This window comes from Novosphingobium sp. PY1 (assembly GCF_017312445.1).
Taxonomy (GTDB): domain Bacteria; phylum Pseudomonadota; class Alphaproteobacteria; order Sphingomonadales; family Sphingomonadaceae; genus Novosphingobium.
Window position 1 is genome coordinate 686,832 of the sequence record NZ_BLTI01000008.1, and the last position, 15,235, is coordinate 702,066.

The following is a 15,235-nucleotide window of genomic DNA, read 5'->3' on the forward strand; positions in this document are numbered from 1 at the left end:
TCCAGGCATCGACGCCGTAGCGCGATATCGGGCGGCGCACCTGCTCGCGGCAGGCCGACGATGACGATGGAATCGGGCGGACCAAGCCTGACCGAGACGCTTGACTCTGACATTGTGTCAGGGTCCATTACATGCTGCGTCACTTCTGGAGACGAGCAATGACGCAGCCTGGGCAATGCCACCATCACCATCGCGACGGCGCAGCGCCGCAAGACGCAGCGGCACGCGATCCGGTTTGCGGCATGACTGTCGATCCCGCCACGGCGAAGCATCGCAGTGAACTTGGCGGGCACAGCCATTACTTCTGCAGCGCGCGTTGCCTCGAGAAGCTCGAAGCCGATCCGGATCGCTACCTGAACCCGTCCGATGCATCGCCAGAGGACATCCCCGAAGGCGCCCAGTGGATCTGCCCGATGCACCCGGAAGTCCGGCAGGACCATCCCGGTTCATGCCCGATCTGCGGGATGGCGCTGGAACCCGAGACGGTCTCGCTCGACAGCGGCCCTAACCACGAACTGATCGAAATGACGCGGCGGTTCTGGATCGGCCTCGCCCTGGCCCTGCCGGTCTTCCTGCTGGAGATGGGCGGGCATCTTTTTCCGGCAATCCACCACCTCGTGCCGATGCGCACCTCGATCTGGATCCAGCTGATCTTGGCGACGCCGGTCGTCCTCTGGGCCGGGGCGCCCTTCTTCGAGCGAGGCTGGGCCTCGGTGAAATCGCGCAACCTCAACATGTTCACGCTGATCGCGATGGGCACCGGCGTCGCGTGGATCTACAGCATGATCGCCGCGCTCGTCCCTTCGGCATTCCCGCCGCCCCCGCGCAGCGCCGACGGCACCGTCCCTGTCTATTTCGAAGCTGCGGCCGTCATCACCGTCCTCGTACTGCTGGGACAGGTCCTCGAGCTTCGCGCGCGTGAACGCACTTCGGGCGCGATCAAGGCATTGCTCGAACTGGCGCCGCGGACCGCGCGCCGGATTGCGGACGATGGCAGCGAGGCGGAAGTCGCAATCAAGGACATCGCCACCGGCGACCGGCTGCGCGTGCGTCCTGGCGAGAAGGTTCCGGTCGACGCGGTGGTAGAGGAAGGACGTTCGGCGCTCGACGAGGCGATGATTACCGGGGAATCGATGCCGGTGACCAAGACCGTGGGCGATACCGTGATCGGCGGCACCATCAACCAGAGCGGCGCGCTGATCGTGCGCGCGCAGAAGGTCGGGCGCGACACGATGCTTGCGCGCATCGTCCAGATGGTTACGGAAGCGCAGCGTTCGCGCGCGCCGATACAGGGCCTGGCAGACCGGGTGGCCGGCCTCTTCGTGCCCACCGTTCTCGCCGTCGCCGTGGCAGCCTTCGCGATCTGGGCGATTTGGGGCCCGGACCCGCGCTTTTCCCATGCCCTGATCGCCGCCGTGTCGGTGCTGATCATCGCCTGCCCCTGCGCGCTGGGACTGGCAACGCCGATGTCGATCATGGTCGGCATCGGGCGCGGCGCCGGGATGGGCGTACTGATCCGCAATGCCGAGGCGCTCGAACAGTTCGAGAAAGTCGACACGCTCGTCGTCGACAAGACCGGTACCCTGACCGAAGGCAGGCCCTCGGTCGTAGAGGTGATCTCTGCCGCAGGCGCCGACGAAGACGAGCTGCTGCGGCTCTCCGCCGCAGTCGAGCGCGCATCGGAACACCCCCTGGCCGCGGCCATCGTCCGCGCTGCCGAAGACCGGTCGATCGCCCTTCCCGACGTCCGCGAATTCGACTCGCCGACCGGCAAGGGTGCGCTCGGTACCGTCGAAAACCGCAAGGTCATACTTGGAAACGCCCGCTTCATGGAAGAACAAGGCATTGCCACCGGGGTGCTACAGGTCGAGGCCGAGAACCTGCGGGGCGACGGCGCGACGGCGATCTTCGTCGGCATCGACGGCAAGGCCGCCGGGATAGTCGCGATTGCCGATGCCGTGAAGGTCACCACGCCCGAAGCGCTCAAGTCGCTGCGCGAGGACGGCATTCGCGTCGTCATGCTCACCGGAGACAATCGCACGACAGCAAGGGCCGTGGCGCGCAAGCTCGGGATCGAGGAGGTCGAGGCGGAAGTCCTGCCCGACCAGAAGAGCGAGGTCGTCGCCAGGCTCAAGGCCGAAGGGCGGATCGTCGCCATGGCGGGAGACGGGGTGAACGACGCCCCCGCGCTCGCTGCGGCAGACGTGGGCATTGCAATGGGATCGGGCACCGATGTCGCCATCGAAAGCGCCGGGGTCACACTCTTGCGCGGGGACCTGAAGGGCATCGTCCATGCCCGGCACCTGAGCCGTGCGACGATGGCGAACATTCGCCAGAACCTGTTCTTCGCCTTCGTCTACAACGCCGCAGGAGTACCGATTGCCGCGGGGCTGCTCTATCCCTTTTTCGGCATCCTGCTCTCACCGATCATCGCCGCAGCGGCGATGTCGCTCTCCTCGGTCAGCGTGATCAGCAATGCGCTGCGCCTCAACCGGGTCTCCCTGTGAACATCGGCGAGGCCTCGCGCAGGAGCGGCGTATCGCAGCGCATGATCCGCCATTACGAGAAGATCGGCCTGATCCCCCCACCCCTGCGGCGCGACAGCGGCTATCGCGACTACGACGCACGGGACGTCCACCGCCTGCACTTCATCGCCAATGCCCGGGATCTGGGTTTCTCGGTCAGCGAAATCGAAGCGCTGCTGGACCTGTGGGACAACCGCGAGCGGGCGAGCAGCGAAGTGAAGGACATGGCCCTGCGTCACATCGAAGAGCTGGGCGAGAAGATAGCGGCACTCGAAGCCATGAGAGCGACCCTGCGGGACCTGTCCGAACAGTGCCACGGCGACGACCGCCCCGACTGCCCGATCCTGCGCGGCCTCGCCGGAGACGACACCAACCGGGATTGAACCCGCCTCTCGCAATGACGAAAAAAGGCCGGGACACGCAGGGCGCATCCCGGCCTTCATGAGATCCGTCTGGCAGATGCTTCAGTTGCGGCTTGCCAGCTCCGAGTTCGACCAGAGCGCCAGAAGCGTACCAAGCGCACCCGATAGCAGGTAGGCACCCGAGGCGATCAGCCCGAAATTGACCGAGAGCAGCAGCGCGGCCAGCGGCGCGAAACCGGCACCGAAGAGCCAGGAAAGGTCGCTGGTCAGCGCCGATCCGGTGTAGCGGTGCTCGCTTGCGAAGCCCGAGGCGACCACGCCCGAGGACTGCCCGAAGGCCAGGCCCAGCAGGATGAAACCGATCACCATGAACACGATCTCACCGGCCGTGCCTGCGTCGAGCAGCTGCGGCGCGAAGCCGGAGAACACGGCGATGCCCACGGCGCAGGCGCCCAGCAGGCGGCGACGGCCGTACTTGTCGGCCAGGCGGCCGGAGGCGATGACCGCGACGACGCCGAAGGCTGCCGCCATCGCCTCGATCAGCAGAAAGCTCGTCGGCGCTTCACGGGTGAAGAGGAACACCCAGGACAGCGGGAAGACCGAGACCATGTGGAACAGCGCGAAGCTGGCAAGCGGTGCGAAGGCGCCGATCACGATGGTGCGCCACTCGCTGCGGATAGTGCCGAGCACGCTGACCGGCTGCAGGTCGCGGCTGTTGAACAAGTGCTCGAACTCGGAAGTTACGACGATGCGCAGACGCGCGAAGAGCGCCACGACGTTGATCGCGAAAGCCACGAAGAACGGGTAGCGCCAGCCCCAGTCAAGGAAGTCGGCAGCAGGCAGCGAAGCGATCATGTAGGCGAACAGCATGCTTGCCACGATCAGGCCGAACGGCGCGCCCAGCTGCGGGATCATCGCGTACCAGCCGCGGCGGTTCTCCGGCGCGTTGAGCGCGAGCAGCGAGGCGAGACCGTCCCAGGTACCGCCGAGCGCAAAGCCCTGGCCAAGGCGCAGCAGCGCCAGCAGCCAGATCGAGGTGGTCCCGGCATCGGCATAGGAAGGCAGGAAGGCGATCGATGCGGTCGAGCCGCCAAGCATGAACAGCGCGATCGTCAGCTTGGTGCCGCGGCCATAAGCCCGGTCGACGGCCATGAAGACGAGCGAACCGACCGGGCGTGCGATGAACGCCAGCGCAAAGATCGCGAAGGAATAGAGCGTGCCGGTCAGCGCATCGACGAACGGGAAGAACAGCTTCGGGAACACCAGCACCGAAGCGATGGCGTAGACGAAGAAGTCGAAGAATTCCGAGGTGCGGCCAATGATCACGCCAATGGCGATCTCGCCCGGCGAGGGCTCGTGATGTTCCTTGAAGATGGGCAGGCCCAGGGCTTCGCGGACTCCTTCGCCGGTCTGGGGGGTGCTGGTCATCTGGATCTCGCGGCCTTTGTTTCTGGTCCGTGCCCGGTGCTGCAATCCTGCGCCTGTCACGGACGAATCACTTGCGGGACGCACGCGGCGCCCGACGTCACATCTGCGCCCTATCGTCATTGATCGCCATCAAGGGGATTGGACAAAATGTCCTATGTTCGCATTCGCAGCATCGGCCTAGGCGCTGCGCCATGCGCTCTCCCGAGTCTCCCCCTTCGCCGCGCCTTCTGTCCGCGCTGGCCCGAGTCCCCGTCGCCCGCACTGCCGCCGCCCTGGCGCTGACGGGCGCCCTTTCCGCCTGCAATACGGTCGTGCTCGACCCGGCCGGCGATGTCGCGCAACAGCAAGGTGACCTCGTCGTCATCTCGACCGTGCTGATGCTGCTGATCATCGTTCCGGTCATGGCGCTCACGATCTTCTTCGCGTGGCGTTACCGCGCGTCGAACAAGGAAGCGACCTACGAGCCGGACTGGGATCACTCGACCCAGCTGGAACTGGTAATCTGGGCGGCGCCGCTGCTCATCATCATCTGCCTGGGCGCGCTGACCTGGGTGGGCACCCACCTGCTCGACCCCTATCGCACGATCGGCCGCATCGACAAGCAGACCGCGGTCGCGCACGATGCCGAGCCGCTCGAGGTCGACGTCGTCGCGCTCGACTGGAAGTGGCTGTTCATCTACCCCGAGCAGGGCATCGCCACCGTCAACGAGCTGGTCGTGCCGACCAACCGCCCGCTGCAGTTCAAGATCACCGCATCGAGCGTGATGAACTCGTTCTATGTGCCCGCCATGGCCGGCCAGATCTACGCGATGCCGGGCATGGAAACGCGCCTGCATGCAGTGATGAACGAGACCGGCAACTTCATCGGCTTTTCGGCCAACTATTCGGGCGCAGGCTTCTCGCACATGCGCTTTGCCACGCATTCGGTTTCCGACGCGGACTTCGCCAAGTGGGTCGATGGCGTGAAGACCGGAGGCAAGGACAGCGCCGGCACGCTCGACCGCGCGACTTACCTGAAGCTTGAGAAGCCGAGCGAGAAGAACCCGGTCGCCCGCTATGCCTCGGTCGATGCAGACCTTTACGGCGCCATCCTCGACATGTGCGTGGAGCCGGGCAAGATGTGCATGAGCGAGATGATGGCGATCGACGCGCGCGGCGGCCTGGGCAAGGCCGGCATCCGCAACGTCGAGATGCTCGCCTACGACAAGTACGGCCGCCAGGCTTCGGCAGCGGCGAACGCCAATCCCGACGCCGCCACCAAGCGCGAACTGGCCTGGGTCCGCGCCCTGTGCAAGCAGGAGCCCGGCAAGGCCCCAGACAATACCGTGAAGGCCCCCGCCAGCATGCGCTCGCTGACCGGCGCCGGCCTTTCCGCCCCGCATTCCGTCGCTCTGGAACAGAACGACGAAGCGCCGGCGCGCCCCCTCCTGATTTCCCGGAACTGACGACATGGAAGCCGTAGATCACTCGCACTGGAGCCTGTTGCTGGGCCGCCTGTGGTGGGATGCCATTCCCACCGAACCGATCGTCCTGGCGACTTTCGTCGTCGTCGCCCTCGGCGGCGCGGCGCTGCTTGCCGGGCTGACCTATTTCAAGCTCTGGGGCTATCTCTGGAAGGAGTGGTTCACCAGCGTGGACCACAAGAAGATCGGCATCATGTACATGGTGCTGGGCCTCGTCATGTTCCTGCGCGGCTTTGCCGACGCGGTGATGATGCGCATCCAGCAGTCGATCGCCTTCAACGGCAACGAGGGTTACCTCAACGCCCATCACTACGACCAGATCTTCACCGCCCACGGCGTGATCATGATCTTCTTCGTGGCAATGCCCTTCGTCACCGGCCTGATGAACTACATCGTGCCGCTGCAGATCGGCGCGCGCGACGTATCCTTTCCGTTCCTCAATAACTTCAGCTTCTGGATGACGACGGCCGGCGCGGTTCTCGTGATGATGAGCCTGTTCGTCGGCGAGTTCGCGCAGACCGGTTGGCTGGCCTACCCGCCGCTGTCCAACTTCGCGTACAGCCCGTGGGTCGGCGTCGACTACTACATCTGGGCCCTGCAGATAGCCGGTGTCGGCACGCTGTTATCCGGCGTCAACCTGATCGCGACCATCGTCAAGATGCGGGCGCCGGGCATGACCATGATGCGCATGCCGATCTTCACCTGGACCGCGCTGTGCACCAACATCCTGATCGTTGCCGCCTTCCCGGTGCTGACGGCCGTGATGACGATGCTGACCGCAGACCGCTATCTCGGCTTCAACTTCTTCACGAACGACTTCGGCGGCAACGCCATGATGTACGTGAACCTGATCTGGATCTGGGGCCACCCAGAGGTCTACATCCTCATCCTGCCGCTCTTCGGCGTCTTCTCGGAAGTCACCTCCACCTTCTGCGGCAAGCGCCTCTTCGGCTACTCCTCGATGGTCTACGCCACGCTGGTCATCACCATCCTGTCGTACGTCGTGTGGTTGCACCACTTCTTCACGATGGGTTCGGGGGCAAGCGTCAACTCGTTCTTCGGGATCACCACCATGGTCATCTCGATCCCGACGGGCGCGAAGCTCTTCAACTGGCTGTTCACGATGTACCGCGGACGCATCCGCTATGAGCTGCCGATGATGTGGACGGTCGCCTTCATGCTGACTTTCGTGGTCGGCGGCATGACCGGCGTGCTGCTCGCAGTGCCACCTGCCGACTTCGTGCTGCACAACTCACTGTTCCTGATCGCCCACTTCCACAACGTGATCATCGGCGGCGTGCTGTTCGGCATCTTCGCGGCAATCAACTACTGGTGGCCCAAGGCCTTCGGCTTCAAGCTCAACGAGTTCTGGGGCAAGGTCAGCTTCTGGCTGTGGATCCCCGGCTTCTGGTTCGCCTTCATGCCGCTCTACATCCTGGGCCTGATGGGCGTTACCCGCCGGATGCGCGTGTTCGACGATCCCTCGCTCCAGCCCTTCTTCATCGTTGCGGCCTTCGGCGCCTTCCTGATCGCGCTCGGCATTGCCGCGATGCTGGTCCAGTTCGCCGTCTCGATCTGGAAGCGCGAGGAACTGAAGGACGAGACCGGCGATCCGTGGGACGGCCGCACCCTTGAGTGGTCGACCAGCTCGCCCCCGCCGGAATACAACTTCGCTTTCACGCCTATCGTCCACGACATCGACGCCTGGGACGACATGAAGCGCTGCGGCGTGGAGCGTCCGACCAGCGGCTTCCGCCCGATCCACATGCCCAAGGGCACGGGCGCGGGCGCGATCCTGGCCGGTCTCTCGCTGGTCTTCGGCTTCGCGATGATCTGGTACATCTGGTGGCTGGCGGCGCTCTCCTTCGCCGGCATCCTCGGCTACGCCATCGCCCATACCTTCAACTACAAGCGCGACTACCACATCCCGGTCGAGACGGTCATCGAGACCGAGGCCGCGCGCGACCGCCAGCTTGCGGCGGCGGGAGCCTGAGACATGAACGCCACCACCATGCAATCCTCGCCCAAGGCGAGCCCGGCCGAGATCACCGCCGCGTTCTACGACCTGAACGAGCACGACCATCCCGAAGGCGGCAGCACCATGCTCGGCTTCTGGCTCTACCTGATGAGCGACTGCCTCATCTTCGCGATGCTGTTCGCGGCCTACGGTGTCCTGGGCGGTAACTTCGCCGCGGGCCCGGGACCCAAGGACCTGTTCGAGCTGCCGCTCGTCGCGCTCAACACCGCGATGCTGCTGTTCTCCTCGATCACCTACGGCTTTGCCATGCTCGCGATGGAGAAGAACCGCGTCGGCCAGACCCAGTTCTGGCTGCTCGTCACTGCCGTGTTCGGCGCCGCGTTCCTCTCGATCGAGCTCTACGAGTTCGCGCACCTCATCCACGAAGGCGCGACGCCGATGCGTTCGGGCTTCCTAACCGCGTTCTTCTCGCTGGTGGGCACCCACGGCCTGCACGTCACCTTCGGTCTCGTCTGGCTTTTCACGCTGGTAAGCCAGATCGCGAAGAAGGGCCTCATCCCGGCCAACAAGCGCCGCCTGATGTGCCTCTCGCTGTTCTGGCACTTCCTCGACGTCATCTGGATCGGCGTCTTCACTTTCGTCTATCTCATGGGAATGCTGTGATGAGCGCTGCCGACCACCACATCCACCCGCACCCGCACGCCGACGATCGCCATGCCGGTGGCCACCATGACGGAGATCACGGCAGCCACGGCTCCATGCGCGACTACCTGATCGGGTTCTTCCTCTCGGTCATCCTGACCGCGATCCCGTTCTGGCTGGTGATGACCGGCGCCATCGCCGACAAGCAGGCGACGGCCCTCGTCATCATGGCCTTCGCCATCGTGCAGATCGTGGTCCACATGATCTACTTCCTGCACATGAACACGAAGGCCGAGAATGGCTGGACGGTCATGGCGCTGATCTTCACGATCATCATAGTCGTGATCGCGCTTTCCGGTTCGCTCTGGGTCATGTACCACCTCAATCACAACATGATGCCGATGAGCCACGATATGGGGCAGTTGCCCTGACCGGGACCCGCTCAGCAGGGCCGGAGATCAAGCAAGCGCGGCGGCCCCTCGGGTTCGCCGCGCTTCTGCTTTTGCTGACGGTCGGTTTTGCCGCACTTGGCCTGTGGCAGATCCAGCGCATGCACTGGAAGCACGCGCTGATCGCGCGGGTCGACGCGCGCGTCCATGCCGTGCCCGCCGCCCTGCCCGGCAATGCCGAGCTGATAGCGAAAGGCAGCGACGGCACCGAATATCTTCGCGTGCGCGCAAGCGGCACCTATATCGGCCGGGCCTCCGCACTGGTGCGGGCGGCCACCGAACTGGGAACCGGGTACTGGACGATGACGCCGATGCGCTTGGACGACGGCAGGCTGGTCTGGATCAACCGCGGCTTCCTTCCCGAAGGGAGCAAGCTGGCGCAAGTCCGCAAGGGCGTGCCGCAGGGCCGGGTCTCGGTGATCGGGCTCGTGCGCGAGGACGAACCGGGCGGCAGCCTGCTGCAGTCGAACCGCCCCGGGGACGAGCGCTGGTACTCGCGTGATATCGCCGCCCTGTCCCGGTCGCGCCAGCTTGGGCCGGCGGCGCCGGTCTTCATCGATGCGCAAAGCGAGAGCGCCGCAGGCAAGGTACCGGGCGGCCTCGCCCCGAAGCCGGGCCTCACCGTTATCCACTTCCCCGACAACCACCTCGGCTATGTCCTGACCTGGTTCGCCATGGCATTCATGTCGATTGCCGCGACGGTCTTCGTCTGGACGCGCAAGGGCGGCAGGCAGGCGTGCTGAGACTGGCCGCCTTTCCGACGTCCGGCAGCGAGACCTGGCGCAGCGTCATCCTGCTGATGCAGCTGCGCTGGATCGCGGTGATCGGCCAGCTCATCACCATCGTCTCGGTCAAGCAGTTCCTGCACGTTCACCTGCCGCTCGCCGCGCTGCTGATCGCTCCGCTGCTGCTGATCCTGGTGAACCTCGGCTCGGCAAGCGTCATCCGTCGCCGCCGTGCCTTTTCCCAGGCCGAGCTGTTCGTGGCGCTGATGATCGACGTCGTCGCACTGTGCTGGCAGCTCTACCACAGCGGCGGCGCGACCAACCCCTTCACGTTCCTGTTCCTGCTGCAGATCGTGATCGGCGCCGTCATCCTCGAGCCGCGCTGGAGCTGGCTGGTCGCGCTCAACACCTGCCTGTGCATGGTGCTGCTCACCTTCCAGTACGTGCCGCTCGAACTGCCCGCGCCGCATTCCGACAACCCGTTCCGGCTCTACATTTTCGGCAGCCTGTTCTGCTTTCTGCTTGCTGCAGTCCTGCTCGTCTTCTTCGTCGTGCGGCTCGACCGCAACCGGCGCGAGAGCGACAAGGCGCTTGCCGCGCTGCGCCAGCAGGCTGCCGAGGAAGACCACATCATCCGCATGGGCCTGCTCGCATCGGGCGCGGCGCACGAACTGGGCACACCCCTCTCCTCCATGTCGGTGATCCTCGGGGACTGGGCCCACCTGCCCGAGATCAAGGCCAACGGCGAACTCGGCGAGGACCTGTCCGACATGCGCGTCGAGCTGGAACGCTGCAAGACGATCGTCACCGGGATCCTGATGTCGGCCGGCGAAATGCGCGGCGAAAACCCCAGCATCTCGACGGTCCACACCCTGTTCGGGGAAATCGTCGAGGAATGGCAGAGCCGCATGGACGGCGAACTGCGCTTCGTGAATCGCTTCGGTGAGGATGCGACGATTGTCGCCGACCCCGGCCTGCGCCAGGTCATCGGCAATGTAATAGACAATGCGCAGGAAGTCTCGCCCGACCTTGTCATCTTCGAGATTGCGCGCGAAAGCGACAATATCGTCATCGCGGTCAGCGATATCGGCCCGGGCTTCTCGAAAGAGATGCTCGCTCGCGTCGGCCAGCCCTATTCCTCGACCAAGGGACGAGACGGCGGCGGCCTTGGCCTGTTTCTGGTGGTCAATGTGGTGCGCAAGCTGGGCGGCCGTGTCATCGTCGAGAACCGCGAAATGGGCGGCGCAACCGTGCGGCTGATCCTGCCGCTTGCAGCGCTCGCCTATGACAAGGACAACCAGGCATGACCACGAGCGAGCGCAGCGAAGACAAGCCCACCCTACTGATCGTCGAGGACGATCCCGCCTTCGGGCGCACCCTGCGCCGCTCCTTCGAGCGACGCGGCTACATCGTCGCCTCGGCGTCGTCGGCGGCAGAGGCCGACGAACTCGCCCGTGCAGATGACTTCGACTATGCCGTGGTCGACCTAAAGCTGGGCAACGATTCCGGGCTCACGGTGGTCCAGTCGCTCCACGCCCTGCGGCCCGATACGCATATCGTCGTCCTCACCGGCTATGCCAGCATCGCCACGGCCGTCGAGGCGATCAAGCTGGGCGCGGCGCATTACCTGGCCAAGCCATCGAATACCGACGACATCGAGGCCGCCTTCTCCAGCGCGCAGGGCGATCCCAACGTCCCGGTCGACGGGCGCAAGAGCTCGATCAAGACGCTGGAGTGGGAATATATCCACCAGACCCTGGTCGAGTGCGACTTCAACATTTCCGAGGCCGCCCGCCGCCTGGGACTGCATCGCCGCACGCTGGCACGCAAGCTGGAAAAGCGCCGGATTTGAGGCCACTATCGCGCCATGTCCGAAACGCCCCGCCTCAAGCTCCACGCACGCCTCTATTGCGGAGACGAAATCGCCATGGGGCCGGGCAAGGCAGACCTGCTCGACGCGATCGGACGCGAAGGCTCGATCTCGGCAGCGGCGCGCGCGATGGGCATGAGCTATCGCCGGGCATGGCTGCTGGTCGATGCGATGAACCGCTGCTGGACCGAACCGCTGGTGGAAACGGTCGCCGGCGGGAGCCACGAACGCGGGGCCCGGCTTTCCACGCTGGGCGAAACGGTCCTTCAAAGATACCGCGCCCTGCAGGACCTTCTCGCCAAGGCCGAGTCTTCCGAGGAATACGCCTTTCTCAAGGACGGAGTGCGTCCCGAGCCCCTGCCCAGCCAGAGCGAGTAACGACGGACAACGGCGCCGTATGGCGCCAAGCTTCCTTATCTGTGCATTTTTCTATATAGCTCTTCGGGTTGGTTAAATCCGACCCGGCGAGTCGAAACTTGCCACTGAAACGGCAAAGGCTCGCCCGGTAATAGGGGGAGAGGCCTATGCGCGTTGCGATCGCCATAGTGGCGCTCGTGCTCGGCTCGATCGTATTCCACCTGCTCAGTCCGTGGTGGCAGACGCCGCTTGCGTCCAACTGGGACTCGATCGATTCCGCCCTGCACATCACCCTGCTGATCTGCGCGATCGCCTTCGTGTCGCTCAATCTGTTCCTGGCGCTTGCGATAGTGCGCTTCCGCCACCGCCCCGGCAGCCGCGCCCATTATGCGCCGGAGAGCCCCCGGCTCGAAAAGACGCTGACCTTCTGGACCGGCCTTGGCATCGTCGGGATGCTCGCCCCCGGCCTCGTCGCCTGGGGCAAATATGTCGACGTGCCCAAGGATGCCGCCGTCGTCGAGGCGATCGGCCAGCAGTGGCAGTGGACCTTCCGCTACCCCGGGCCTGACGGCGTGCTCGGAACCGCCGGCGTGCAGTACATGACGCCGGACAATCCCTTCGGCGTCAATCCGCTCGACCCCTTCGGCCGCGACGACATTCTCGTGCAGGGCAACGAACTGCACCTGCCCAAGGGCAAGTCGGTCAAGCTGGTGCTGCGCTCCAAGGACGTGCTGCACGACTTCTACGTGCCGGAATTCCGGGCCAAGATGGATCTCGTCCCCGGCCTCGTCACCTATTTCTGGATGACGCCAACGACCATCGGAACCTTTGACATTCTCTGCGCCGAACTGTGCGGCGTGGGTCACCATGAAATGCGCGGCAAGGTGGTGGTAGAGCCACGCGAAAGCTTCGAGGCATGGCTGGGACAGCAGGAGACCTTCAACCAGCTCCTGGCGATGTCCAGCCCGGATGCCGTCACGGAAATGTTCCGCAAAGCCAATTCCTGTTCGACGCCGGCAACCTGGGGGGTGCGCTGATGGCTACGACGATTGCCGACGACCTGAGGCCGATGCATCATCCCAAGACCTGGGTCGGCAAATACGTCTGGAGCCAGGACCACAAGGTCATCGCGATCCAGTATGGCGTCACGGCCATCGCCATCGGGCTGGTTGCGCTCGTCCTCTCGGTGCTGATGCGCCTGCAGCTTGGCTTTCCCGGCCTGTTCCCGTGGATCCAGCCGGAAAACTACCTGCAATACGTATCGATGCACGGGATGATCATGGTGGTCTACCTGCTGACCGCATTGCTGCTGGGCGGTTTCGGCAATTACATGATCCCGCTGATGATCGGCGCGCGGGACATGGTGTTCCCCTTCGTCAACATGCTCAGCTACTGGATCTATCTGCTCTCCGTCCTGGTGCTCGTCTCCGGCTTCTTCGTGCCCGGCGGACCGACCGGCGCGGGCTGGACGCTCTATCCCCCGCAGGCGATCAGCGAAGGCACGCCCGGCAACCAGTGGGGCATCGTCACCATGCTGGGCAGCCTGGCGATCTTCATCATCGCCTTCACCATGGGCGGCCTCAACTACGTGACGACCGTGCTGCAGGCCCGTACCAGCGGCATGACGCTGATGCGCATGCCACTGACCGTGTGGGGCATCTTCATCGCCTCGATCATGGGCCTGCTGGCCTTTCCCGCGCTGTTCGTGGCGGCGATCATGATGCTGCTCGACCATTTGCTGGGAAGCAGTTTCTTCATGCCGGCGATGATGACGATGGGGCAGGAGAGCAGCACGCAGGGCGGCAGTCCGCTCCTGTTCCAGCACCTGTTCTGGTTCTTCGGCCACCCCGAAGTCTACATTGTCGCCCTGCCCGCCTTCGGCATCGTGTCCGACCTGATCAGCGTGCACGCGCGCAAGAACATCTTCGGCTACCGCATGATGGTCTGGGCCATCGTGGTCATCGGCGGGCTGAGCTTCCTGGTCTGGGCGCACCACATGTACGTCTCGGGCATGAATCCGTACTTCGGGTTCTTCTTCGCGACCTCGACCCTGATCATCGCGATCCCGACCGCGATCAAGGTTTACAACTGGCTGCTGACCCTGTGGCGCGGGGACATTCACCTGCGCGTGCCGATGCTGTTCGCCATCGCCTTCCTGTTCACCTTCATCCACGGCGGGTTGACCGGCCTGTTCCTCGGCAATGTCAGCGTCGACGTCCCCTTGAGCGACACGTTCTTCGTCGTCGGCCACTTCCACATGGTCATGGGCGTATCGCCGATCCTCGTGATCTTCGGTGCAATCTACCACTGGTATCCCAAGATCACCGGGAGGATGTGGAACGAGACGCTGGGCCAGATCCATTTCTGGGTCACGTTCCTTGGCGTCTATGCGGTGTACCTGCCGATGCACTACCTCGGCATCCTGGGCGTACCGCGCCGCTACTATGCGCTGGGCGAGACAAGCTTCATTCCCGAATCCGCGCACCTCGCCAACGAGGCGATATCGGTAGCAGCGATCGTCGTCTTCGCCGCGCAGTTCCTGTTTTTCTACAACATGATCTGGAGCTATTTCCGGGGACCCAAGGCCGATCCCAACCCCTGGGGCGCGGCCAGCCTCGAATGGCAGACGCCTGAGACCCCGCCGGGTCATGGCAACTGGGGGCCACGCCTTCCCACCGTCTTCCGCTGGGCCTATGACTACAGCGTCCCCCACGCCGCGCGCGACTTCATCGCCCAGAACGAGCCGCCATCTGCCGATGCGCCTTCCGAGGAGGTGCTGCCATGAGCCTGATTTCGCGGCTTGCCGAGAAGAGTTGGGAGACCCCCGGCATCGACCGTTACCGCGAGCCGGACAGCTATCGCCCAGCGGCCGCGACGGTGGGCGTCTATGTCTATTTCGGCGTCGCTACCGTCATTTTCACGCTGCTCGCGGCGGCCTACCTGGTGCGCATGGGCGTCCCCGGTGCGGTCGATCACGGAACGGGCGACGACTGGCGCCCGATGCCCGAGCCGCCGCTGCTCTGGATCAACACCGCGATACTGCTGCTCAGCAGCCTTGCCTGGGAAGCCGCCGCCCGTGCCTCGCGCCGGGACGACGTGCCCCGCATGCGAACGATGGTGCTGGCGGGCAATGCACTGGGACTGCTGTTCCTTGTCGGGCAGGTGCTGCTCTGGTGGCACTACCAGACCGCGGGCTATTACCTCTCGGCCAATCCCGCCAATGCCTTCTTCTATCTGCTGACGGCGATCCATGGCCTGCACCTGGCGGGCGGTATCTTCGCGGGCGGACGCACGCTCGGCCAGATGGCGATCCGCGCCGACGGGCAGCGGATCTGCCGCAATGTCCGGCTCTGCACGAACTACTGGCACTACCTGCTGGCCGTCTGGCTGCTGCTGGCGGCGCTGCTGGTTGCGACCTGAAAAGAGGCGGGACGAT

The 15,235-nt window shown here is 64.6% G+C and carries 14 protein-coding genes; 13 read left to right on the top strand and 1 reads right to left on the bottom strand.

The genetic code is table 11. The annotated features are described in order from the left end of the window. Window positions 1–158 precede the first annotated feature (158 nt). Window positions 159–2,507 (top strand): heavy metal translocating P-type ATPase, encoded by a 2,349-nt coding sequence (locus J3474_RS14635; protein ID WP_207094654.1) that lies wholly within the window; start codon window positions 159–161, stop codon window positions 2,505–2,507. After that, entirely contained in the window at window positions 2,504–2,908 is a 405-nt protein-coding gene (cueR, locus tag J3474_RS14640) for a Cu(I)-responsive transcriptional regulator (RefSeq protein ID WP_207094655.1), read from the top strand. The genes J3474_RS14635 and cueR overlap by 4 nt, the downstream gene beginning before the upstream one ends. Before the next feature lie 81 nt (window positions 2,909–2,989). Here cueR and J3474_RS14645 read toward each other — a convergent pair whose 3' ends face one another. Then, window positions 2,990–4,315 (bottom strand): MFS transporter, encoded by a 1,326-nt coding sequence (locus tag J3474_RS14645; protein WP_207094656.1) that lies wholly within the window; start codon window positions 4,313–4,315, stop codon window positions 2,990–2,992. A 191-nt stretch (window positions 4,316–4,506) separates the two neighbouring features. On the opposite strand from J3474_RS14645, the gene cyoA reads away from it, so the two are divergent. The 11 genes from cyoA to J3474_RS14700 all read left to right on the top strand — a co-directional run bounded on the left by cyoA (window position 4,507) and on the right by J3474_RS14700 (window position 15,219). After that, on the top strand, window positions 4,507–5,760 hold the full coding sequence (gene cyoA, locus J3474_RS14650; protein ID WP_207094657.1) for a ubiquinol oxidase subunit II: 1,254 nt from the start codon (window positions 4,507–4,509) through the stop codon (window positions 5,758–5,760). A gap of 4 nt (window positions 5,761–5,764) precedes the next feature. Continuing rightward, window positions 5,765–7,771 carry a cytochrome o ubiquinol oxidase subunit I gene (gene cyoB / locus J3474_RS14655; protein WP_013833005.1) on the top strand — a complete coding sequence of 669 codons (2,007 nt, stop codon included), beginning with the start codon at window positions 5,765–5,767 and terminating at the stop codon, window positions 7,769–7,771. Window positions 7,772–7,774: 3 nt separating this feature from the next. After that, a complete protein-coding gene (gene cyoC / locus J3474_RS14660; RefSeq protein WP_207094658.1) occupies window positions 7,775–8,419 on the top strand; it encodes a cytochrome o ubiquinol oxidase subunit III in 645 nt (214 codons plus the stop codon). Continuing rightward, on the top strand, window positions 8,419–8,829 hold the full coding sequence (gene cyoD, locus J3474_RS14665) for a cytochrome o ubiquinol oxidase subunit IV (RefSeq protein ID WP_041558897.1): 411 nt from the start codon (window positions 8,419–8,421) through the stop codon (window positions 8,827–8,829). The genes cyoC and cyoD overlap by 1 nt, the downstream gene beginning before the upstream one ends. Before the next feature lie 71 nt (window positions 8,830–8,900). Beyond that, the gene (locus J3474_RS14670) at window positions 8,901–9,590 is read left to right on the top strand and encodes an SURF1 family protein (RefSeq protein ID WP_207094659.1); all 690 of its coding nucleotides are present in this window, start codon (window positions 8,901–8,903) and stop codon (window positions 9,588–9,590) included. Next, window positions 9,584–10,879, top strand: a complete 1,296-nt coding sequence (locus J3474_RS14675) for an ATP-binding protein (RefSeq protein ID WP_013833002.1) — start codon at window positions 9,584–9,586, stop codon at window positions 10,877–10,879. The genes J3474_RS14670 and J3474_RS14675 overlap by 7 nt, the downstream gene beginning before the upstream one ends. Further along, window positions 10,876–11,424, top strand: a complete 549-nt coding sequence (locus J3474_RS14680) for a response regulator transcription factor (protein ID WP_007011772.1) — start codon at window positions 10,876–10,878, stop codon at window positions 11,422–11,424. Before J3474_RS14675 ends, J3474_RS14680 begins: the two co-directional genes overlap by 4 nt. A gap of 15 nt (window positions 11,425–11,439) precedes the next feature. Further along, entirely contained in the window at window positions 11,440–11,820 is a 381-nt protein-coding gene (locus tag J3474_RS14685) for a winged helix-turn-helix domain-containing protein (RefSeq protein ID WP_007011773.1), read from the top strand. Window positions 11,821–11,966: 146 nt separating this feature from the next. Next, window positions 11,967–12,836 carry a cytochrome c oxidase subunit II gene (locus J3474_RS14690; RefSeq protein WP_207094660.1) on the top strand — a complete coding sequence of 290 codons (870 nt, stop codon included), beginning with the start codon at window positions 11,967–11,969 and terminating at the stop codon, window positions 12,834–12,836. After that, window positions 12,836–14,584 carry a cbb3-type cytochrome c oxidase subunit I gene (locus J3474_RS14695; RefSeq protein WP_207094661.1) on the top strand — a complete coding sequence of 583 codons (1,749 nt, stop codon included), beginning with the start codon at window positions 12,836–12,838 and terminating at the stop codon, window positions 14,582–14,584. The genes J3474_RS14690 and J3474_RS14695 overlap by 1 nt, the downstream gene beginning before the upstream one ends. Further along, window positions 14,581–15,219, top strand: a complete 639-nt coding sequence (locus tag J3474_RS14700) for a heme-copper oxidase subunit III (protein ID WP_207094662.1) — start codon at window positions 14,581–14,583, stop codon at window positions 15,217–15,219. The genes J3474_RS14695 and J3474_RS14700 overlap by 4 nt, the downstream gene beginning before the upstream one ends. Window positions 15,220–15,235 lie beyond the last annotated feature (16 nt).

Excerpts from the sequence above, each read along its gene's own strand:
- J3474_RS14680 (WP_007011772.1), top strand. The coding sequence starts at position 10,876 with ATGACCACGAGCGAGCGCAGCGAAGACAAGCCCACCCTACTGATCGTC.
- J3474_RS14635 (WP_207094654.1), top strand. The coding sequence starts at position 159 with ATGACGCAGCCTGGGCAATGCCACCATCACCATCGCGACGGCGCAGCG.
- J3474_RS14700 (WP_207094662.1), top strand. The coding sequence starts at position 14,581 with ATGAGCCTGATTTCGCGGCTTGCCGAGAAGAGTTGGGAGACCCCCGGC.
- cyoC (WP_207094658.1), top strand. The coding sequence starts at position 7,775 with ATGAACGCCACCACCATGCAATCCTCGCCCAAGGCGAGCCCGGCCGAG.
- cyoD (WP_041558897.1), top strand. The coding sequence starts at position 8,419 with ATGAGCGCTGCCGACCACCACATCCACCCGCACCCGCACGCCGACGAT.
- J3474_RS14685 (WP_007011773.1), top strand. The coding sequence starts at position 11,440 with ATGTCCGAAACGCCCCGCCTCAAGCTCCACGCACGCCTCTATTGCGGA.
- cyoB (WP_013833005.1), top strand. The coding sequence starts at position 5,765 with ATGGAAGCCGTAGATCACTCGCACTGGAGCCTGTTGCTGGGCCGCCTG.
- J3474_RS14690 (WP_207094660.1), top strand. The coding sequence starts at position 11,967 with ATGCGCGTTGCGATCGCCATAGTGGCGCTCGTGCTCGGCTCGATCGTA.
- J3474_RS14695 (WP_207094661.1), top strand. The coding sequence starts at position 12,836 with ATGGCTACGACGATTGCCGACGACCTGAGGCCGATGCATCATCCCAAG.
- J3474_RS14645 (WP_207094656.1), bottom strand. The coding sequence starts at position 4,315 with ATGACCAGCACCCCCCAGACCGGCGAAGGAGTCCGCGAAGCCCTGGGC.
- cyoA (WP_207094657.1), top strand. The coding sequence starts at position 4,507 with ATGCGCTCTCCCGAGTCTCCCCCTTCGCCGCGCCTTCTGTCCGCGCTG.